The organism is Anaerolineae bacterium, from assembly GCA_013178165.1.
Lineage (GTDB): Bacteria > Chloroflexota > Anaerolineae > Aggregatilineales > Ch27 > Ch27.
In genome coordinates, this window is record JABLXG010000032.1 from 1 (window position 1) to 22,992 (window position 22,992).

Annotated in this window: 13 protein-coding genes; 12 read left to right on the top strand and 1 reads right to left on the bottom strand. The window is 63.9% G+C overall.

All coding sequences use genetic code 11. From position 1 onward, the window contains the following. The 12 genes from HPY64_15150 to HPY64_15205 all read left to right on the top strand — a co-directional run. On the top strand, positions 1-311 hold a 311-nt coding region (locus HPY64_15150), incomplete at its 5' end, for an ISAs1 family transposase (protein NPV68479.1). Between the two features lie 92 nt (positions 312-403). After that, complete coding sequence (locus HPY64_15155; protein ID NPV68480.1) at positions 404-1,429, top strand: flippase-like domain-containing protein; 1,026 nt, start codon at positions 404-406, stop codon at positions 1,427-1,429. Between the two features lie 21 nt (positions 1,430-1,450). Then, positions 1,451-2,635 carry a glycosyltransferase family 4 protein gene (locus tag HPY64_15160; GenBank protein ID NPV68481.1) on the top strand — a complete coding sequence of 395 codons (1,185 nt, stop codon included), beginning with the start codon at positions 1,451-1,453 and terminating at the stop codon, positions 2,633-2,635. A 3-nt stretch (positions 2,636-2,638) separates the two neighbouring features. Then, complete coding sequence (locus tag HPY64_15165) at positions 2,639-3,487, top strand: class I SAM-dependent methyltransferase (protein NPV68482.1); 849 nt, start codon at positions 2,639-2,641, stop codon at positions 3,485-3,487. Then, entirely contained in the window at positions 3,484-6,000 is a 2,517-nt protein-coding gene (locus tag HPY64_15170) for a hypothetical protein (GenBank protein ID NPV68483.1), read from the top strand. Before HPY64_15165 ends, HPY64_15170 begins: the two co-directional genes overlap by 4 nt. 82 nt (positions 6,001-6,082) lie before the next feature. Next, a complete protein-coding gene (locus tag HPY64_15175; GenBank protein NPV68484.1) occupies positions 6,083-11,215 on the top strand; it encodes a hypothetical protein in 5,133 nt (1,710 codons plus the stop codon). A 34-nt stretch (positions 11,216-11,249) separates the two neighbouring features. Further along, positions 11,250-13,745 (top strand): hypothetical protein, encoded by a 2,496-nt coding sequence (locus HPY64_15180; protein NPV68485.1) that lies wholly within the window; start codon positions 11,250-11,252, stop codon positions 13,743-13,745. Positions 13,746-13,789: 44 nt separating this feature from the next. Beyond that, positions 13,790-15,658, top strand: coding sequence for a hypothetical protein (locus HPY64_15185; GenBank protein ID NPV68486.1), 1,869 nt, complete (start codon positions 13,790-13,792; stop codon positions 15,656-15,658). A gap of 16 nt (positions 15,659-15,674) precedes the next feature. Then, a complete protein-coding gene (locus HPY64_15190; GenBank protein ID NPV68487.1) occupies positions 15,675-16,280 on the top strand; it encodes a sigma-70 family RNA polymerase sigma factor in 606 nt (201 codons plus the stop codon). Positions 16,281-16,350: 70 nt separating this feature from the next. Beyond that, complete coding sequence (locus HPY64_15195) at positions 16,351-16,872, top strand: hypothetical protein (protein NPV68488.1); 522 nt, start codon at positions 16,351-16,353, stop codon at positions 16,870-16,872. A 45-nt stretch (positions 16,873-16,917) separates the two neighbouring features. After that, positions 16,918-20,913 carry a TIGR03663 family protein gene (locus tag HPY64_15200; GenBank protein ID NPV68489.1) on the top strand — a complete coding sequence of 1,332 codons (3,996 nt, stop codon included), beginning with the start codon at positions 16,918-16,920 and terminating at the stop codon, positions 20,911-20,913. Positions 20,914-21,073: 160 nt separating this feature from the next. Beyond that, entirely contained in the window at positions 21,074-21,751 is a 678-nt protein-coding gene (locus HPY64_15205) for a PH domain-containing protein (GenBank protein ID NPV68490.1), read from the top strand. A gap of 7 nt (positions 21,752-21,758) precedes the next feature. On the opposite strand, the gene HPY64_15210 is transcribed toward HPY64_15205, so the two are convergent. Then, positions 21,759-22,961 carry a radical SAM protein gene (locus tag HPY64_15210; protein ID NPV68491.1) on the bottom strand — a complete coding sequence of 401 codons (1,203 nt, stop codon included), beginning with the start codon at positions 22,959-22,961 and terminating at the stop codon, positions 21,759-21,761. Positions 22,962-22,992: the final 31 nt, after the last annotated feature.

Consider the following 22,992-nt stretch of genomic DNA (forward strand, 5'->3'; position numbering starts at 1 on the left):
GACTTCCAGACAAGACCGAGCTCAACACGGCCTACTACATCAGCAGCTTGCCCGCTGAGGCTGAACCCCTCCTGGATGCCACGCGCTTCCACTGGGCGGTTGAAAATAGTCTTCACTGGGTCCTGGATGTCATCTTCAGAGAGGACGATGCCCGGGTCCGCCTCGGGCACGCCGCCCACAACATGGCGATCTTGCGACAACTGGCGCTCAACATTATCAAAAAGGACTCTTCCAAGGGAAGTATCCGCACCAAACGCTTCAAGGCTGGCCTTGATATCACCTTCCTTGAACGGTTACTGGAACATATTTGATGCAATCGCCCTGCCGACTGGCTTGCTTTCCCTTCGACCTATGGCGCCGGCGTGTTATAATGGTGCGTCGTTTTGTCGGGATTGGGTGTCCAATGCGCCAGCGCACGACCATCATAATTGGCTTGTTCATCAGCGCCGCCCTGATCGGGGCGGTGCTTTCTGGCGTTGATCTGGGGCGTGTGCAGAGCGCGCTTTCCGGCGCCCGCTACGGGTATGTCTTTCCGGCGGTGGCCCTGCTGGGGGTGGGGCTGCTGACGCGCGCCATGCGCTGGCGGGTGTTGCTCCACGGACGGCTGCCGCTGGAACATGCTTTTCACATCCTCAACATCAGCTACCTGTTCAACGGGGCGCTGCCATTCCGGCTGGGTGAGCTAGCGCGCATCTTTCTGGCGACGCGCGTTCCGCAGGCAGTGCCCGCTTTTACCACCCTGAGTACGATTCTGGTCGAGCGTCTGCTCGATCTGCTGGTGGTGACGGGGATGCTGGGGCTGGTGCTGGCCCTGATGGATGTTCCGGATGCCGTGGCCTCCGCCGGGCTGATCCTGGGTCTGGGGGCGCTGGCTGGACTGATCGGGCTGGCTGTGCTGGCCCACCGGCCAGGATGGGCTTTTTGCCTGGTGTCATCATTTCAGCAGGCTATTCCAGGGCTGGCTCGCTGGCGTTTGCAGGATGTACTGAACCGTTTTGTGGACGGGCTGGCACCGCTGGCGGATTGGCGGGGACTGGTGCTGGCAGTGGTCTGGTCACTGGTTTCGTGGGTGCTTTCGGTGGCGGCGGGCTATGTGCTGATGTACGCGTTCTTCCCGGCGGCGAGCTGGATCGCCACGCTGTTGTTTATTGCTCTGGCGTCGCTGGCGGTCTCGGTACCCTACGCGCCTGGGGCGGTAGGGCCGTATGAAGCCGGTGTCGTGCTGGCGCTGGGCCTGACCGGCTATGATCAGCCAGAAGGCGCGGCGGTGGCCTTTGCCATTGTGTTGCATGTGATGACCACAGGTGTGTTTGTCGTGATGGGTACACTGGGGCTGTTGCAGGAGGGGATCAGCCTGGGGCAGGTGATGCATGGCGCGCGGCAGGTGAACGGCGCGGAAGCAAAGTCTGCGCCGGGGATCGTGGAGTAGTCGACAGGACAACGAAGGATTGTGGCATTCGTGGTGAACGAGGGCAAACATCCTGATCGGTTGAAGATTCTGATTGCGCTGCTGTACTATGTCCCGCATCGCACCGGGCTGACGTTGCACGTGCAACGTGTGGCCGAAGAGCTGGTCCGGCGCGGGCATGAGGTGACCGTGCTGACCGCCCGTTACCGGATGGATTTGCCCCGCGACGAGACGGTGGTCAATGGGGTGCGGGTGGTACGCCTGTGGGCGCCGATCCGGATGAGCCGGGGCATGATCATGCCGGCTTACCCCTGGGCAGCCTGGGGCCTGATCCGACAGCATGATGTGGTGTGGGTCAATGTGCCCCTGTTGGAGACGGCGTTGATCGCTTTCCTGGCCGAGCGGCTGGGCAAGAAGATCGTGGCCACCCATCACGGTGACCTGATCTTGCCACGCAGCCCGCTCAACGCCGTGATCACCTGGACGATGTACAGGCTCTATCGCTATATGGCCCGGCGGGCAGGGCGGCTGATCGGCTACAGTCACGACTACGCCGATGTTTCTTACTATCTGATGCCCTTCCGCGACAAGGTGTCGATCATCTACCCGCCGGTGCAAATTCCTGAACCGCAGCCGGAAAAAGTGGCTGCTTTGCGCGCCATGTGGAATCCCAACGGCGGGCCGATCATCGGCTATGCCGGACGGTTCGTGGAGGAAAAACGGCCAGATTTGCTCATCCGGGCGCTGGACACGATCAACCAGAAGCATCCTGACACGCGGGTGATCTTCGCCGGGGAATACGATATCCCGTATGAATCTACCTGGCAGCGCCAGCAGGCGCTCGTTCAGCAGTACCGTGACCAGCTCATCTTCCTGGGCCTGATCGACAACATGCAGGATATGGCTAACTTCTACGCCGCCTGCGATGTTCTGGTGCTGCCCAGCGGCACAGAATGCTTTGGGCTGGTGCAGGTGGAAGCTATGCTGTGCGGCACACCGGTGGTGATGACCGACATCCCCGGCGCGCGGGTGGTCGTGCGGGAGACAGGCATGGGGCGCATTGTGCCGCCCGGAGATGCCGCCGCTATCGGGCGGGCTGTGCTGGAGATACTGGCCGACCCGGCGGCATACATCAAACCGCGCCAGGAGATCGAGCGCAAGTTCAGTTTCACCGAAACCGTGGATCGCTACGAGCGGCACTTCCGCGCCAATGCCGTCAGGAGCTAGGACATGGTCGACGAGGCGACGCTGGCGCTGATGACCCGTAATGAGGCCGATATGGCCTTCAAGCGGCGGGTGCGCACGATCTTTGAGTGGATTGATCCGCAGAACGCTCATGTCATCCTGGATTGCGCCTGTGGACGTGGCTTCTACCTGAACATGCTCCGCTATGCTGGCAAGGCCCGGCTGGTGGGGCTGGAACTGGAAGGAGCGATTATCCGCCGGGCGCACAGCAATGTCGGTCATCTGGACGACATCCTGCTCACGCAGGGAGACATCTACCGCCTGCCCTTTGCCAATAACACGTTCGATTCGGTGATCCTCTCGGAGATTCTGGAACACGTCACTGACGACCTGGCCGGTCTGCGCGAGGTGTACCGCGTCTTGAAACCGGGCGGGGTGGTGGCGATCACCGTGCCCAATGCCAATTACCCGTTCCTGTGGGACCCGATCAACAAGACGCTGGAAACACTGTTCGGCGTGCACATTCAACACGGGCTGCTGGCAGGTATCTGGGCCAACCACGTCCGCCTGTACGAGCGCGACCGGCTACGGGCGGTAGTGGAAAAAGCGGGCTTCCTGGTGGAGGCTGAACGCGCCTTCACTCATTACAGCTTTCCATTCATTCACAATATCGTCTACGGGCTGGGCAAGCCACTGCTGGAAAGCGGTTTGTTGCCGGAGCAACTGGCTTTGGCTGCCGACCGCACCACGTTCGCGCGGAATAACGGCAGCCTGCTCAACCCGATCAACCTGGGTCTGGCGATCTTCAATGCCATCGATCGGCTGAACCGCACCAACGAACCGGAGGGCCGGTCGACGGTCAATCTGTGCATCAAGGGGCGCAAACCGGCATGAGTGCGATTCCGCCCGAAGAGATCACCACCGGGCAAGCGGCATCTACGCCGCCTGAAGTCCCCGGCGCCACCTCCGATTTCGCCGATCTGACGCTGCTGGATGTGCTGGCGGCGGCCCGGCGCGCACCGCGCCTGACCTGGCGGCGCTTCTGGGAGGCGCTGAACACACCGCAAGTCCCGGTGCAAGTGCCGGTCCCGCTCTCTGCAGCGGGCGTGCCCAGGACAGCAGAAGCTGTTGCGCCCAGGTCGACGCCCTCCGTCCCGTTGTTCGAGGCAACACGGGCGCTGCCGCTGGCGCTGATGGCGGTGGGAGTCATCCTGGGGCTGATGGGATCGGCGATCATGGCTTCGGGGACCAGCCGCGCTGAGACGCGCGAACTGCACCGGGGCGCGCCGTGGTTGCTGGCCGGGTTTGTCCTGTGGCTGGTGGCAGGAGTCGCGCTTTACCGGTATGAACTGGCTCGCTGGTGGGTGCGTCGTCGTGAAAGGCGCGCTGCAGCGACGATCTCAGTTGCGGGAGCGGGAGCGGCACGGGCGAGCTTGTCGCTGGCAGCCTGGGCAGACGCTCAGGCGGGGCGGCTGGCGCTGGCGGCGGCTGGTCTGATGCTCAGCCTGGCGGCCTACCTGTTCAACGGCGGCAATACGTTCACTCTGCCAGGGGTGATCGCCTGGGCGGCCAGCATCGCCGTCTGGCTGGGGGCGCTGGCGCCGGACGGCTTCTCGGCGCGGCGGTGGCTGGCTCGCGCCGGGGATCGGCTGCGCGGATTGCTGCGGCTGGAATGGCGCATCCGGCTTTCCTGGACGGCGCTGGCCCTGCTGGGCATCCTGGCGGTGGGCGCCTACTTCCGGCTGGCGGCGCTGGATAGCGTCCCGCCGGAGATGACCAGCGACCACGTGGAAAAACTGCTGGATGCCCAGCGTGTGCTGGATGGCACGCATCAGGTGTTCTTCCCCAACAACGGCGGGCGCGAGCCGCTGCAGATGTACCTGGTGGCGATTTTCTCCGTGGTCAGCGGCCTGGGGATGCAGTTCCTGACGCTCAAGTGGGTTTCGGCGCTGGAAGGGTTGATCACGCTGCCGATCCTGTGGTGGATGGGACGGGAGATCATCGGGGAGGAACAGCCGCAACTGGGCAATACGGTCGGCCTGTTGCTGGCGTCCCTCGTAGCGGTCAGCTACTGGCATGTGGCGCTTTCCCGGCTGGCGCTGCGCATCGTGCTAACGCCGCTGGTGATGGCGCTGGTGTTGATCTTTCTGGCGCGGGCAATGCGCTACAACCGCCGGGCGGATTTCCTGAAGGCGGGCGTGGCGCTAGGTGTGGGGGTGTACTGCTATCAGGCCGTGCGGATGGTGCCAGTGGTGGTGGTTCTCGGCGTGGCGTTGGCCCTGTTTTTCCGGCTGCGGCGGTGGGCGGATCGCCGCCGGATGCTCGGCAATCTGGCAGCGCTGGCAATCATCTCGATGGCGATCTTCGTGCCGCTAGGCCGCTTCATGGTCGAATACCCGAATCTGTTCTGGATGCGGACGGCAGGGCGGCTGTTTGGCGATGACGTGATCATGGAGACGAACCCGGAAACCGGCGTGATCACGGAGCGCAACGCTACGCTGGAAGACCGGTTGAATGCGTTCAACGCCAACCTGCCAGTGCTTGGTCAGAACATCCGTAATGTTCTGCTGATGTTCAACTGGAAGGGCGACGTGGCCTGGATCAACGGCGCGCCGAACGAACCGGCGATGGACCCGGTCGCCGGGACATTCCTGATCCTTGGGCTAGCGGCCTGGACCGTGCGCCTGGTCCGGCGGCGGGATGTGGTCGACTGGCTGATCGTGCCCGCGCTGTTCATCATGCTGCTGCCGTCGGCGCTTTCGATCGCCTTCCCGGTGGAGAATCCGAGCGCGACACGCACCAGTGGGGCGTTGCCGTTGGCCTATTTGCTGGTTGCCTATGGCATGGCGGCGCTCCTGGCGCTGTTGCCGCGCGCGGTGCAAAGGCCCTGGGTGCGCACACTCAGCCTGGGCCTGGCGATCGTCTTGCTGGCGGTGAGCTTCAGCGCCAACAGCAGCCTGTATTTCGGCGAATACCGCGAACGGTATGACATTGCGGCCCAGCCTTACAAACTGACGGGGCGTATCCTGCGCGGTTTCGCCGAGAGCAGCGGTAGCTACGGCAATGCCTTCATGGTGGCGTATCCGTACTGGTTCGACCACCGGGCGATGGGCATCGAAGCCGGGCGGATCGACTGGCCGAATGGGCTGCTGGCGATCGGCGACCTGGCGCAGAAGATCCGGGAGAATGCCGGCGGACCGTATGCCTTCGACCCTGAGCGGGCGGTGCTGTTCTTCTACAACGCTGCTGACGCGGAGACGCTGGCCACCCTGCAGGAGTGGTTCCCGGAGGGGATCAGCATCCTGCAGATGACGGATTACCCAGCCAAGGATTTCTACACGTTCACTGCGCCACCGCCGGGTGAGGCATGGCTGGCCGATTTCCTGGCCGCCCATCCCGCTGAGTAGCATGTGACTCCCCCGGCGTGCTGAGGAATCAGGCTGCTCATTGTGTAAGTGAGCATGATCACTGGATGCTGACGAGCGACTTATGACTGAATACCCGACGGTATCGTCTCTGTCCCCTGAACCACCCGCTGAACCGCGCAAAGCCACCCGGCGCGTTGACCGGCAGGGCGTTCTGATCGCCCTGCTGCTCCTGCTGGTGATGGGGTCGGGCGCTTATTTTCGCTTTATCGGGCAGAACTGGGATGACTTCACCCATCTGCACCCGGACGAGCGTTTCCTGACCCAGGTGGTCACCAGCATCGCGCCGGTGTCAGGCATCGGCGAGTATTTCAATACTGCGGAAAGCAGCCTGAATCCCAACAATCGCGGGGCGGGCTTTTATGTCTACGGCACGTTGCCTCTGTTTATTGTCAAGGCGGCGACAGGGATAGTAGCCCAGGCTACCGGCGATTACTCGTGGGTTGGTTATAACGGCGCCCATCTGGTGGGCCGGACTGTCTCGGCGGTCGCGGACCTGCTGACTATCCTGTTTGTGTTCCTGATCGGGCGGCGGCTGTATGACCGCTGGATCGGGTTGCTGGCGGCAGCGCTGTATGCCTGGGCTGTGCTTCCGATTCAGCTGGCGCACTTCTGGACGATGGACGCTTTCACCGGCCTGGCGGTGACGGTAGCGGTCTGGCTGGGTGTTCGTATCCTTGACGAGGGCGGCTGGGGCAATTACGCCGGGTTCGGTCTGGCGCTGGGTGCGGCAGTCGCCAGCCGGATCAATGTTGCACCGCTGGCAATTGTTGCGGCGCTGGCCGCGCTGGTGCGGGTGCTGCCAGCTCTTGAGGCAGACTATCCCCTGCCGGAGCGCCGGGACCTGCTGGTTCGTGAGGGCGGGGGGCTGGTGCTGGCCGCGCTGGTCAGCGTGGTTGTATTCCGGCTGGCGCAACCCTATGCCTTTGCCGGGCCATCGATCTTCGGCATCCTGCCCAACATGGACTGGTGGCGGCAGATGCAGGAGGTCAACCGCCAGGTTTCCGGTCAGGCCGACTTCCCGCCGAATCACCAGTGGGCGTCGCGGATTCCATACCTGTTCTCCTGGCAGAATATGGTGCTGTGGGGCATGGGGTTGCCGCTGGGTCTGACCGCGTGGGTTGGCTGGGCCGCCGCCGGCTGGCAGATTCTGCGCGGACGTCGCCAGTGGATGCGGCACTTGCTACCGTTTTGCTGGGTGGTGGTGTATTACGGCTGGCAGGGTGGCGGCTGGGTGATGACCATGCGCTACTACATGCCGCTGTATCCGCTGTTGGCGCTGTTCGCGGCGTGGGCGTTGATCACGCTGGTGCGATGGGCGTGGGTGCGGCATGGATCGACCCTGCTGGCGCGGGGCGGGGCGCTGGCGCTATTGAGCCTGGTGACCGTTTTCACGCTGGTGTGGGCTTTTGGTTTCACCCGGATTTATACCCGCCAGCTCACCCGCGTGCAGGCTTCACACTGGATCCTGCAGAACATCCCGGCGGATTTCTCCTTCACGATCACGGCTGAAGATGGGCGGACGCGGATGATCAACGTTGGCCTGCCCAACGACAGTGTGACGCACACCAGTGCGCTGGTAGCTAACGCGACGCGCTACTTCATGGACGGCGATGCACGGACAGGGCGGTTCATCCTCCCGGACGGTTTCAGCGGGACGGTGACGCACATTCACGCCGAGCACCTGGGCGACCCCAATCGGGATTCCGGGGAAGAGACGCTGTGGGTGGGCATTGTCGATGCATTGGCCGATGAGGTGGTGGCGGAAGGCCGGATCACCGCTGACTTCAGCCAGGGCGATTCCCCGCTGGGGCAGGCCTATGACATCCCCCTGGATAACCCGGTGACGCTGGTCGCTGGCCGTCATTACGAATTCCGCAGCCGGGCTGAGGGCGGGGCGCCGATCATTGTGGCCGGGGCGGCCATCGCCACGGAAGGCCCCTGGGATGACCCGATCCCGTGGAAGGTGTGCGCCCTGCCAGATCAGATGGCCTGGTCGGAAGACCTGCCGCCAGGGCTGGTCAACCTGCAGGAGTGCAACGGGATCGATGGCTTTGGCATGGGCTACTACCAGGGTCTGGAACTGTACATGGCCGCCGAAGATAACGAGCAGAAGCGGGCGACCATGCAGGAGGTGCTGGACGGCGCCGACTACCTGACGATCAGCAGCAATCGCTTCTACGACTCGCTTTCGCGCTTGCCGATGCGCTTCCCGATGAGCCTGCGCTATTACCGGGCACTTTTCAGCGGAGAACTGGGCTTTGAACTGGTCCGAACGTTCGAGTCAACGTTCACGTTCGGCAACCTGGTCATCTCCGATCAGGTGCTGCCCACGTATGATGTACCGGCCTGGCTGAACGAATTTGAGGCGGAGGAGGCCTTTCACGTCTACGATCACCCGGTCGTGTTCGTTTTCCACAAGAGGGATGACTACGATCCAGCGCTGGTGGCGCGGGTGCTCAACGAAGTCTCCCTGGCCTCGTCTGCTGACCAGAGCGCCTGGCTGGACCCGACCCGCCCGGTCGGGGTGATCCAGTGGAACGCCAAACAGGCCAGTGCCGCGCCCACGGCGCTGATGTTCACCGACACCATGCGGGAGATTCAGTATTCCAGCGGGACATGGTCGGAGCTGTACGATGCGAACGCGCTGATTAACCGCAGCCAGCTGGCGGCGGTAGTGGCGTGGTGGGGACTGCTGGTCATTATCGGCTGGGCGACCTGGCCGCTGCTGTTTGCGCTGCTTCCGGCGCTGCCGGATCGGGCTTTCCCCCTGGCGAAGGTGGCCGGGTTGCTACTGGTATCGTGGCTGGCCTGGCTGGGCGCCAGCCTGCGCCTGCCTACATGGTCGCGGGGCGGGCTGCTGCTGGCGCTACTGCTGGTGCTGATCGCCAGCGCGGCGCTGGGCTGGCGGCGGCGGGGGGCGCTGGCTGTCTACGTACGGGCATACTGGCGGCAAATGTTGATCCTTGAGGGACTGGCTGCGCTGCTCTTCCTGGTTTTTCTGGGCGTGCGGCTGGGCAACCCGGACCTGTGGCACCCCAACTTCGGCGGCGAACGTCCGATGGATTTTGCCTACCTCAACGGTGTACTGCGTAGCACGATCTTCCCGCCGATCAATCCCTGGTTCTCCGGGGGATACATCAACTACTACTATTACGGTTTCGTGCTGGTGGGCGTACCGATCAAACTGCTGGGCCTTTTCCCTTCAGTGGCTTTTAACCTGATTCTGGCGACGCTATTTTCCCTGACCGGGATGGCCGCGTTCTCCGTTGCTTTCAACCTGGTCGGGAGCTGGCGGAAGTGTACTGAGGATGGTCGGCCCGGCGCGCTGTGGGGCAATCCGTGGGTGGCGGGTGGCGCGGCCATGCTGCTGGCAGTGATGCTGGGCAACCTGGACGACATCCGTCTAATCATCACTGCACTGGCGCGCACGGGTGGATGGCGCCCGGTCACCGGCGAGGAGTTCCTGCCGCCACTCGGCGCGATCCTGGGTGGGGTCGGCAACCTGCTCAGCGGCCAGCCGCTCAATTTCAGCACGCACTGGTGGTACTGGAATCCAACGCGCGTGATGGCTCATACCGGTAACGCGATCACGGAGATCCCGTACTTCACGTTTCTCTATGGCGACCCCCACGCACATGCTATCGCCATGCCGCTGACGCTGCTAGTCATGGGCTGGCTGATCCATGAAGTCCTGGTGGCCGGGCAGGCAGGCGCGCGTTCCCGGCTGGAAAGCGGGCTGGCACTGGCTTTCGGCGCGCTGGCGGTAGGCATCCTGCAGGCGACCAACTTCGCCGATTGGGTAACGTACCTGGTGTTGTCGCTGTTCATGTTGAGCGTTGCACACTACCTGGCGCTGCGTGCCGCGCACAGCAATCCCCGTGGGACGGTCGCTATCCCGGAGCCGGGGGGAGGCTGGCGGGCGCTGGGGATGGTGGGCGGCGCGCCGCTGTACCTGGCCTGGCAGGCTGTCCGCAACTGGCCGCTAACCTGGGCGGATGTAGGCCGCTGGGCCGCGCGGCTGGGGGCGTTTGTGGCGCTGGGTGCGCTGTTCCTGGCCCCCTACACGTACTGGTACGCTACCGCCGACGCCGTGCCGGAACTGTGGCAGGGTCCCCGGACGCCGCTGTGGGCTTATCTTGACCTGAACGGCCTGTTCCTGTTCCTGGTGGTTTCGCTGTTGATCTGGGATACGGCGCGCTGGCTGCGGACGATTCATGTGCGGGACCTGGCCGGGCGGCCAGGGCTGATCCTGATCGTGTTTGCCGCACTGGCTTGGGCCGGTTTGATCATCGTCGTTGCGGCGCTGCTGGGCTATACGATCGCGCTGATCGCATTGCCGGTGGCACTCTGGGCGGCGATCCTGTTCTTCCGACCGGGGCAGGCCAGGCCGATGCGTGTGGTCTGGGCGCTGGTGGTGCTGGCAGTCGGGCTGACTTTCGTGGTCGACGTGGTGGTCTGGGCTGGCGATATCGGGCGGCAGAACACCGTCTTCAAGTTCTACATGCAGGTGTGGCTGTTGCTGAGCGTGGTGGGCGGGGCGGCGCTGGCCTGGTTGCTGCGTGCCAGTGCGGACTGGCCGACGGGACGGCAAGGCCTCTGGCGCGGGGTGGCGCTGGTACTGCTGACCATCGCCGGCATGTACCCGCTGCTAGCGACGCAGGCCAAGTTCATCGACCGCATGGCTCCAGAAGCGCCGCACACGCTGGACGGCATGGCCTTCATGCCCTATGCCACGCAGGGCGAGCACGGCGCATGGTTCTCCCTGGCGGAGGATTACGACCTGATTCGCTGGATGCAGGCTAATATCAAGGGTACGCCGGTGGTGCTGGAGGGGCAGAGCGAGCGCGAATATCTGTGGGGTGGGCGGATCTCGGTCTATACCGGCCTGCCGACGATCATCGGGTACAATTTCCACCAGCGCCAGCAGCGTACACTGGAGCCGCTGTCGCGGCTGGTCGGCCAGCGCATCCAGCAGGTTAACACGATCTACGATACGACCGATATCGCTCTGGCCTGGCGATTGCTGCAGGTGTTTGACGTCTCTTACATCGTGGTTGGCCAGCTGGAGCGGGCGTACTATCTGCCAGCAGGCCTGGACAAATTCGAGCAGATGGCGCAAGCCGGGCTGCTGGAACTGGTTTATCAAGCGGGCGACACGCGGTTGTATGCCGTGCGGCGGAATGCTGCGCTGTGAGCGGGATGGACTTGCACCAGGGGCATGAAGCGGCATGATACAGGCAATCATCGACTGGCTAAGCCATGAAGGAGGGCTGGTCTTTACCTGGTGGCTGCTGATGACAGTGGCCGGGGCCGCGGCATGGCCGCTGACCTTCCGGCTGTTACGCGGCCTGCCCGATCGGGGATATACGCTGGCCCGCTCAGTCGGGCTGGTGATTGTCGGCTATGCCTTCTGGCTGCTGGCGTCGCTGGGATTTTTGCGCAATAGTGCCGGGAGCATCGCCCTGGCCGCGCTGATTGTGCTGGCGGCGGGCCTGATGATCCTTGAGCGAGCGGCGATGGTGGAGTGGTTCCGGCGCAACTGGAAGTACGCGCTGGCGGTGGAAGCCCTTTTTGCCGCGCTGTTCTTCGGCTGGGTGGCGTTCCGGGCGCTGAACCCTGCACTGACCGGCACCGAGAAGCCGATGGAGGTGGCCTTCACCAGCGCCATCCAGCGTAGCGCAACCTTCCCGCCAAACGATCCCTGGATGAGTGGTTATCCTATCAGCTACTACTACTTTGGTTATGTGTTGGCTGCTGCGCTGGGTAAGTTGAGCGGCGTTTCTGGCGCGGTAGCCTTCAACCTGATGGTGCCGTTGCTCTTTGCTCTGACCGGGATTGGGGCGTTCGGGCTGGTCTACAACCTGCTGCGGGCGCGCTTTCTGGGCCACCGGCGCAAAGGCGCGGTACAGCCGACGCCGCGCTCCACGGCAATGCTTTTTGCCCTGCTGGGGTTGGTATTCGTTGTCCTGCTTGGCAACTTGCATACACTCTTTGTCGAAGTGCCATATGAGCAGGGCTGGGCTTCGCCGGAATACCTGGCCTTCTGGGATCAGGAGCAGCGCGACGTGCCCCGCGTCAGCGCGGCGGCAGGGGTGGAGGGCTGGGAGTTCTGGTGGTGGTTCCGGGCCAGCCGCGTGATCCGTGACTACGATCTCAACGGTCTGCCCAGCGCGGTACAGCCGATTGACGAATTTCCGGCCTTCAGCTTCATCCTGGCGGATATGCATCCGCATGTACTGGCGCTGCCGTTTGCCGTGCTGGCGCTGGCGATCGCGCTGGGACGCGCCCTGAGCCATGACGCACCAACGCGCTTTGAGTGGGCGCTGTACGGGCTATGCCTGGGGGCGCTGATTTTCCTGAATACGTGGGACGGGCCAATTGCCATGGCCGTGCTGGTTGGTGCGGAGGGTCTGCGGCGCCTGGCTCACAATCGCAACGGGCGGCTGACCCGCACCGATTGGCTGGCTATGCTCAAGCTGGGCGCGATTGTGGCCGGGCTGGCTATCCTGCTCTACCTGCCGTTCCTGATCGGTTTTCGCTCCCAACTTGGCGGTGTGTTGCCAAACGTCGTTCATCCCACGCGCCTGCACCAGTTCTTCCTGATGTTCGGGCCATTCCTGCTGATCCTGTTGTTCTTCCTGGCTGTAGAGACCTGGCGCGGGCAGGAGGAGATGGCCTGGCAGCTGGCCGGGTCGGTAATCGCTGCGGCGTTGCTGGGGCTGGTGCTGATCCTGGTGGCGCTGGGCGTGGTGGCCTGGCTGCGTCCGGAGATTCGCGGCGTAGTCTATTCGGTGGTGGAAGCAGCGGGCGGTCTGGGAGCGCTGCTGGGCGATGTTCTGACCCGGCGGCTGGGTGGGTTGCCGCTGGCGGCGCTGTTGCTGGCGGTAATTGCGGTGGTGGTGGCACGGCTATTTGGGCGGCCATCGGTTGCAGAAGACGAAATGCCCTACGCCGTGCCGACCGGCTTCGCCCTGCTGCTGGTAGGCGCGGGGGCGGTGCTGGCACTGCTGCCGGACTTCCTGTATTTGCGCGACAATTTCGGCGTGCGGATCAACACCGTGTTCAAGTTCTACTATCAGGTCTGGCTGCTGTGGGCGATCGCCAGCGCCTATGCCGCCTACACGATCCTGATTGATGTGGAGTGGCACATCCGGCCCGGTACGGTGACGCGGGCGGCTTTCGGCGGGTTGCTGGCGGTTATTCTCGTTGCTGGGTTGCTCTACCCGGCGCTGGCAATCTACACGCGGACAGTTGTTGAGACCGGGCGGCTGAACAGCGCAGTGCCGCTGACGCTAGATGGCGGGCCGATGCTGGCCACCCCGGACGATTACGCTGCGCTGCGCTGCCTGGAGGCTCTGGTTGGCGATGAGCCGGTGACTCTGGTGGAAGCGGTTGGCTCGGCTTACCACCCGGAGCAGGGTGGGCGGGTCTCCGCGCTGACGGGTATCCCGACGGTGCTGGCCTGGGAAGGCCATGAGCGGCAGTGGCGTGGGGCGACGTATGACCAGGTCGCTGGTACGCGTGCCCAGGATGTCCAGCGGCTATACAACGATCCTACCTGGATGCCCGCCGAGGAAGTGATCTATCGTTACGGGATTGATTACGTTTTCGTTGGCTCGGCGGAACGCCGTGCCTTCGATTCGTTCGGGCTGGACAAGTTTGTTGCGAACCTAACCCTGGTCTGCCAGAGTGGGGATAGCCTGGTTTTCCAGACCGGGCGTTGAAGCCTGCGGGTTTGCGGTGAGCATGAAGGGCAGGTTGACTCACGATGACCCATGTCGCTGAACGCACTGATTCCGCTATTGCGTTGCTGGAATACGCGCCGCTACGGCTGACCGTCACCATGGAGGCGATCGTGTACCTGGCGATCGGCGCTCTGGCGCTGGCGACCCGCCTGGCCGGCCTGGGCACGATTGCGCTGAGCCATGCCGAGGCCCGGGAAGCACTGGCGGCCTGGCATGCCATGTTTCCGCAGGTATCTGGTACGGCTCCGCTGGCCAGCAGTCCGCTGGCGTTCCTGGCCAACAGCGCTGTGATGGGCCTGCTGGGTGGGTCAGAGTTGACAGCGCGGCTGGCGACGGCGCTCGGTGGCGTGGCACTGGTGCTGCTGCCGGCGCTCTTCCGGCCAGCGCTGGGGCGCATCGCCGCCCTGGCGACATCAGCGCTGCTGCTGATCTCGGTGACGGCGCTGGTTGGCGCGCGGACGATGAGCCCTGCGGTATGGTCGCTATTACTGGCCGGGATTGCGCTGTGGCTGACCTGGCGCTTTGTAGAAGGTAGCCGCCCGGCGGAAGCCGTCCTGGCGGCGACGCTGGCTGCCGCTATCGCCCTGCTGGCCGATCCGGCGGGATTCGTGCTGCTGGCGATCCTGGCGGCGGCGTGGGGGATAGCGTTGCGGCTCAGCATGGACGAGGCGCCCGCTGATCAGCCCGGGCCGCGGCTGCGGGAAGCACTGGCCAGGTGGCCGTGGCGCGATTCCCTGCTGGCGATCGGAGGAACGGTCGCCCTGGTTGGGACAGCTTGCTTCCTGTATCCTGCCGGACTGGCTCAGGTGGGCGAATTGCTGGCGCGCGGAATCAGCGGCTTATTCACCCGGCCAGCCAGCCAGCCGTTTGCCTTTCCGCTACTGGTGACGTTGCTGTACGAACCGGCGCTATGGTTCCTGGGTGCGCTGGGCGTGGCCCGGACGCTGGCGGAGGGCGATTTCACAGACCGCTTTCTGGTCGGCTGGCTGGCCGCAGGATTGGCTGCTGCGCTGCTGTATGCCGGGGCTGGCCCGGATTACGGGCTTTGGATCGTGGTGCCGCTGGCGGCGCTGGGCGGGCGCTCGTTAGCCCGGACGCTGGCCCCGGCGCGTGAGTCTTACTGGCAGGCTCCCCGCTGGGCGCTGGCCGTGTTGACCGGCGGCCTGCTGGCGCTGCTGTTTGTGACTTCGACGAATCTGGTTTTTGTGGCGCGGTCGCTGAGCGGGGTCGTGCCGGGGGCCAGTGCATCGGTTCCGCCACTGCGGCTGATGCTGGCCGGCATGTCCGCCCTGCTGTTGATGATTCTGTACTTCCTGGGCGGGAGTCTGTGGGGGCCACGGATCGCCCGGCGGGGGTTGGTGCTGGCGTTGACGGCGTTCCTGGCTGTGTATGGTCTGTCCTGCGCCTGGCGGGTGGCGGTCACCCATGCCGGCGATCCGCGCGAGTTGTGGCATGTGCAGCCGGTTGACCCGGAGTTGACTCTGCTGCGCCAGACGCTGATCGAGGTCTCAGAGAGGCAGACGGGCCGCCCGGATGAAGTGCCTGTCGTCGCTTCGGTGCCGTACGATGACGCGGTCGCCTGGCAACTGCGCGATTTTCGTTTTGTAACCTACACCCCCGCTATCGATCGCTGGGAGGCCCGCCCGGTGATTGTCGCTCCGGCGGCTTTCCGTCCGGAGACGCTGGGAGCGCGGTATGTGGGCCAGGATTTCGTGGTGACGCGGGTATGGGATATGAGCCAGTTCCGCCCGGAAGACATCCTGGTCTGGCTGATGTATGGAGAAGCTCAGCTTCCCGCACGGGTTGATGAGCGGGTGATCGTCTGGGTGCGGGAGGATGTCTACGGGCTGCCTCCGGCCCCCATTGGCAGTAGTGAGGAAGCGGCCGGTTGAGCCGTGTATTAGGACTATGAACGGGACGATGCAGGCGGATGCTCCGCTGGAGGAGTTGTTAGCAGCCTGTAAGGCAGGCGATCAGGCGGCCTACGCGGCGCTTTATGAGCGTTATGCCGCCGGGTTGTACCGCCTGGCTTACAGCATCCTGCTTGATGCCCAGGATGCCGAGGATGTGCTGCAGGAGGCGTTCATCTACGCCTTCCGGAACCTGGATCACTTTGATCCGACGCGAGGGGAGTTCCGCACCTGGCTCTATACGATCACGGTCAGCCGCTGCCGCAATATGCGCCGCCGCAAGCTCCTGCCTACTATTGACCTGAGCAACCTGCTGGCGCTGGGCCAGGAACCGCCCGGCCCACACCGCGAGACGCCGGAAGCGGCGCTGGCGCGCTCACAGGTGCGGGATGCGCTGGGCAGGGCGCTGGCGGCGCTCTCGCCGCGCCTGCGGGAAGCGGTGGCTCTGCGCTACGGTCAGGGGCTGACCTTTCGAGAGATGGCGGAGGTGCTCGATTGCCCGCCCAAGACGGCTGAGAGCCGGATACGCCTGGCTCATGAGGCGCTCAGCCGGGCGCTGGGGCCATCCGGCGCAGTGCTGCTTGAGGAGTTGTGGAGCTTCTGAAGAAAAGGCGCGTCCCGTGCCTTGGTGGTAAGCAAGGGGCGCGGGCCGGTGAAGCAAGGAAGCGGGTACTATGAACGGACACGTCACGCGATGGCTGACTGCTTACCTGCATGGTGAGCTGGCGCCGCACCTGCGGGAACGGGTGAGCCGCCACGTTCGCGAATGTGACGAATGCTATGCGGCGCTGCGCCGTGAGCAGGAGCTGGCCCGCGAACTGGGCGACAGCATGCCCGTCTTTGGCGCGCCCAGGAACGAGCAACTGGCCCGCGTACTTTCTGGCATCCTGGCCGAAGCTGGTAACCATCAGGGCATGGCAGCTTTCCGGGTGCCACGGGCGGGGGTGGCCCTGTTGCTCAGCCTGTTGCTGGTGTTGTTGCCGGCGCTGGTGATGCCGCGCGCGGCGGTTTCCGCGCCGGATCAACCTGCCCCGTACATGATCGCGGCAACGGCAACCCAGAGCAGCACTGATGCGCCGACAGGCCTCGTCATTGCGTTGCCGACGGCGATCGCCGCCCGCCAGCCCCTGCCGACCGAGCCGCCAGCTTTCAATCCGTCTCCGGTCCCGGTCGTGGGCGACGCCTTGCCCTATTGAGTGGCTTTTGCTCCCTGCTTGGAGATGTTGTGAGGAATGGCACCCTTGGAAAACGTACCTGCTGATCGCAACACCCACGCTCTGGATCGTGTTTTGAAGTACGCGTATGTCGTGAACTGGGAAGTCATTGCCTATGCAGTGCTATTTGTGCTGGCGGTCGCTACCCGCTTCGTCAACCTTGGCGTGCGGGTGATGAGCCATGACGAGAGCCTGCACACCAAGTTCTCCTGGGACCTGTACCGCAACGGCTACTTCCAGCACACGCCGCTGATGCATGGGCCGCTGCTCTTCCACATGACGGCCTTCTTCTACCTGCTGTTTGGTGACAATGACTTCACGGCGCGTATCTATTCGGCTGTAGTCGGCGTGGCGGTGGTAATGATGCCGGTGCTCTTCCGGCGCTGGCTGGGGCGCGTGGGGGCCTTGCTGACTTCACTGCTGTTCCTGATCTCGCCGCTGCTGATGTACTACAGCCGCTATATTCGTGAAGATATGCCGGCCATTCTTTACACACTGATCATGGTCTACGCCACCTTCCAATATCTGGATGGGCCAGAGGAGACCCGGCGCAAACCCCGCTGGCTGATCCTGCTGGCCGCGGCCATGATCCTGATGCTGGCCTCCAAGGAAGTTGCCTTCATTTACATCGCGATATTTGGGAGTTTCTTGACGCTGTACTGGGTCGTAAGCCTGGCGCAGCAATACCTGAAGCAGGCGCGCAATGGCCGTACCCTGTTCGGTCTGATCGCAACAGGCATGATCATCGGCGTTATCGCGGCGCTGGCGATGATTGCTCTGGTGTCGATCATCCCGCCGGGCGATCTGGACGCCGACGGCGTGGCCAATGCCAGCGATAACTGCACCAATGTCGCCAATCCGCTGCAACTGGATGATAACGGCGACGGGCTAGGAAATGATTGCCAGTTTAACCCCGGCCCGGTGCTGGCAGCGCGCCTGGCAGCCTGGACACTATTGATCTTCGGCGGGCTGGGCGTGGCGCTGATCGGCACGGCGCAGTGGGTGATGCGCCGCAACAGCCATCCCTTCCCCTGGCGGGAAGTCGTCCTGATCATGTTGATCGCGGTAGTCGCCTGTGGCTTCTTCCTGGTGGTGGAAGAAGCTACGCGCAAGGAACCGGTGACGGCCACACCGCTTGATCCCAACGCCCAGGAAAGCACGGCCACCGGCAACATCAATCTGACGCCGATTGTGCTGGCCTGGGTGGTGGGCGTGGCAGTGGTGGCGCTGTCCATCGCCGGACGTCGCTTCGGGTTCTGGGAGGAGATGCGCCGCTTTCCGGTGTTTGATGTGCTGATCATCATGGGGACGCTGATCCTGCCCTGGCTGACGGCATTCGTGATCTATCTGACCGGCGCGCATCCTACCGATTACTCTCCCCAGGGGATCGTGCGGGCGGCGCTGGCGCTGGTGCCATTTGCGGCGGTGGCGGTAGCCGTCGGATTGACCTGGAACTGGCGCGTGTGGCTGGCGGCGACCGGCGTGTTTATGGCTATCTTTGTGTTCTTCTTCACCACCATGTTCACCAACGGCCAGGGCCTGGCCAGCGGGATGGTGGGGAGCCTGGGGTACTGGCTGGAACAACAGGGTGTGCGGCGCGGCAACCAGCCGCAGTACTACTACACCCTGCTGATGATACCCTTCTATGAATTTTTGCCGTTGATCGGCGCGGTGGCAGCCGGTTTACTCGGCCTGACCGAATGGTGGCGTTTTCGCCATGCCCGGATGATCGAACAGGCCGCTGCAACCGACGATCTGGAGCAGGCGCTGATGGCGGCGGCAGAGGAGGCTGCCGCCCGCGAAGGGTTGTTGGAAGGGGCGGAGCAGGGCGTCCCGGTGGCAAGCCGGGATAACCCCGGCGCTCCGGTGGTCGCCGGGAAGCGGGACGCATCCTTGCTGGTTGACCAGATTCCGGCCATGGAGCGGCTCACCACGGTACCCTTCCTGGCGTTTGTTGGCTACTGGGCGGTATTCAACATCTACGCCTACACCCTCTCCGGGGAAAAGATGCCCTGGCTGACCACCCATCTGACCGTGCCGCTGGCCATGCTTGCCGGCTGGTTTGGCGGGCGGGTGATCGCCCGCATCTCCGGGGAATCGTTCCGCGCTCTGGGCTGGCGGTTGCTGCTGCTTATCCCGCTGTTGGTAGCGGCGCTGGCGCGGGTGTTCGGGGCGTTTCTGTTTGGCCGCTACCCCTTCCAGGGGGTGAGCAAGCTTGAGCTGGACCGTACGCTGGCCTGGCTGGCGGCAGTGCTGGTAGCCGCCGGGGCAGCCTATGTCATCGCCCGCATCTGGCGGCGCATTGGCTGGGGGCAGGTGTGGCGGCTGAGTGTCCTGGCCGGGGGGCTTCTGCTGGCGCTGCTCACCGCGCGATCGGCCTTCATGGCCTCGTTCATCAACTACGATCTGGCGACTGAGTATCTGGTTTACGCCCATTCCGGGCCGGCCCATACCACGATCTTCAACACCCTGAAAGAAATCAGCCAGCGGGTCACCGGCGGTATGGACCTGCGGGTGGCCTACGACTATAAGATGTCATGGCCGGGAAGCTGGTACTTCCGCGAATTCCCGAACGCAGTCTACTTTGACCGCAATCCCAGCGTCCAGGTACTGGACGAGGCGGTGGCGGTGGTGATCGGCTCGGAGTCGCGGGCGCAGGTGGAGCCACTGCTGGGCGACCGCTACTATCATCAGGAATTTGTGCGGATGTGGTGGCCGATGCAGGACTACTTCAACCTGACGGCGGCCCGGATCGACAATGTTTTCGACTTTAACCCTGCTAACAGCAATGCGGCGTTGCTACGCCGGGGGCTGTGGGATATCTGGTGGAACCGCGACTATACCGCCTATGGCCAGGCGACCGGCGGCAACTTCTCGCTGGGGCAGTGGCCGGTCTCCGATCGCATGCACTTCTACGTGCGCAAGGATGTGGCCGCCCAGATCTGGGACTTGGGCGTGGGGGCGGAAGTGGTCAGCGAGTTTGATACGTCGCTGGCTGATTTGTGGACTACCCGCGCAGCCTCAATTGTCTGGGGGCAAGAAGGATCCGCCGAAGGCCAGCTGAACCACCCGCGCGGTCTGGCGATCGGGGTGGATGGTACGCTCTATGTCGCCGACAGCCTGAACCACCGCATCCAGGCGTTCGACGCCGATGGCAATTACCTGTTCGGCTGGGGCACCTACGAAGTGGGCGAATATGGCACGGCGGCTGGCGGCAACTTCAACCAGCCATGGGGCGTCGCGGTCGGCCCGGATGGCAATGTCTACGTAGCCGATACGTGGAATCACCGCGTTCAGGTCTTTACGCCAGATGGGCAGTTCCTGCGGGCATGGGGGCAACTCGGCCAGCTTGATGCCGCCCGCGATCCGGATGACTTCTGGGGGCCGCGCGCGATCGCTGTCGACAAAGAGGGGCTGGTTTACGTGGCAGATACCGGCAACAAGCGTATCCGCGTGTACACCGCTGAGGGGCAGTGGCTGCGCGATATCGGCAGCGGCGGCACGGCTGCCGGGCAGCTCAATGAACCGGTCGGCCTGGCCATCCACCCTGACGGACGTATCTTCATCGCCGATACCTGGAATCGACGTATCCAGGTTTTCAACACGATGGGTCAGTATCTGACAAGCTGGGTGATTCCGGCCTGGTATGGCGACCAGGGCAACCGACCATACCTGGCGCTGGACGTGCAGCGCGGTCATCTGTATGTGACCGACCCGGATGCCGCGCGCCTGATCGTCTATGATTTCAATGGCACGCTGCTGGGGAGCTTCGGCCAGCCGGGGTCCAAGGAAGCGCCGATGAACGCAGCCCAGATCAATGTGGTCGGCGGCGTCGCTATTGACGCCCAGGGCCGGGTGTTTGTGGCTGACGCCGGGGCCGGGCGCATCCTGCGCTTCCCACCCTGGGACGAGATCGCCGTTGCGCCGCTGATCACTCAGGAAGAAGCGCCTGCCGGTGATTCCGGGCAGGAAGCCGGACAGGATATCCCGGCGCTGGAAGCGACGCCCACACCGGCAGGCTAATGCCCGGCAGGCCGGGATTCCGGTAGTGGCAGTTTCGTGAGGCCCGGTATCCGCCGGGCCTCACTTGCAGGGAATGCCCGCAAAGTGGGGGTATGCACGGCGCGATAGTGTGCGATGATGGAATAGACATCATGGAGGGTTCACCACAGGGGGGCAGGATATGACACCGGCGGTTTTCAGGCCATCACCCCGGCTGCAAACCAAGCTGTTCGTTGTCACGGCTCTGGCGGGTATTCTGGCCGTGGTCGGGCTGGCGCTGTTCGTCTGGCTGGTTGCCAGGGATGAGGGTGCGCCTGACCCGGCGGGACTGGCTCTGGTCGTCGCGATTCTGGTGAATGTCGCGTGGGTGATTCCCGTGAGTGTGCTGATTCCGCTGTACTGCCGCAGCCTGGTCTATGAGGCGCGTGAAGACGAAGTCATTGTGCACGTAGGTGTGATTAACCGTTCGGTAAAGCATGTGCCGTACCGGGCGGTGACCAATCTTGAGGTTACCCGCGGGCCTTTCGACCGGCTATTTGGGCTGGGCACACTGAAGGTGCAGACGGCTGGCATGAGCGGCCAGCGGGGCGCAGAGGAAAGCCTGATCGGGTTGCCCAACGTGGATGAAGTCTATGATCGCGTGGCGGGGGCGCTGCGCTGTTTCCATGGAGACACAGGCCCGGATCAGGCCAGCGTGGAGCTAGTTGCCGCAGCGCCGCTGCCCGTTGCTCCTGCCAACGCGATCCCACCTCTGCTGACGCCGCAGGACATCCGGGTGACGATCGATAACCGCGAAGTGCTGGCGCTTATCAAGGAGATTCTCAAAGAAGTGCGGATTATCCGCCACAATGTTCAGTAGGCCCACCCTACAGCGCAAAACCTTCGACGTAGTATGGTGCGACACGGGTCCGGGGAAAGCGCTGGCGCAGCGCGGTCTGCAGAGTCTGCTGCTGCGCTGCTTCCTCTTCCGGAGTCAGCGGGCGGATGCCGGCCTGTTCAGCCAGAGTCGGGTATTCGGTGCCGGGGGCCGAGCAGTAGACTGACAGGTAGATGACATCCCGCCCATCCAGCGGCATCGCCCCGATCACAGCCAGCGTCTCTTGCACATGCTGAGCAGCGAAGCGATCCCCGCCCAGGCCAACCATGGCAATCACACCGACAGCCAGACCGGCGGCTTTGAGGTCATGCACGGCGGCCAGGGCATCGGCAGCGCGGCCTGGCTTGCGGACAAACCGTAATAGCTCGTCGGAACCGGTTTCCAGGCCGATATACACCCGCGCCAGGCCGCGGTCCCGCAGCGCCATCCAGTCCTGGACGGTTTTGTGCTGGGCGTCAAAGGCGCTGATGAAAGAGAACACGGGGAGTGGCGGCTGGCCGGGCTGCCCAAAGACCTCCTGCACAATTTCCAGCAGAGTCAACAGGCGCGGCTGGGGCACGGTCAGCGCGTTGGCATCAGCCAGGAAGACACCCCGCCGCAGGCTCAACCCGGCCCCAAAGAAGTCTCGCACTGCCCGGCAGTGGGCGCGGAACTCATCAGCACCCCGGACGCGGAAGCCCCGATCGCGGTACAGGCCGCAGAATGTGCAGCGATTCCACGAACAGCCAATGGTCGCCTGCACCACCAGTGCCAGATACTGATCCGGCGGCAGAATGCTCACGGGCAGGAACAGGCGGCGGTAGGCTTCTGCGTCGGCTTCCAGGGCTTCCGGCGGCATGGCCAGCACGGTGTCCAGTGCATCGGCCAGGCAGGTCTGATCGGCGGGGGATAGCGTCAATTCCGGCAGGACTGCACGCAAATCGTGCAGGGTGGCAAACAGCCGCTTCAGGAGGGCGTCCCGTTCGTCGGGCGATAGCTCCAGGCGGCGGACTGCGCCGGCTTTGTTGCGGATAAGAAAGCGGTGATCGAGCGTGCGCTGGATGCTGCGCCCGTCGACAAACAGGCTGAGCAGCCGCCCGGCGCGATCGAAGCTATAGCTTTCGCCGTAACGCGGTGAGATCACGATAACCTGCGGCTGCAGGTTGGCAGTGACGCGCTCACCGTTGCGGGGGTGGGTGAACGTGATTGGCATAGCCTGATTATGCCGCGGGTGGGGCAGCTTT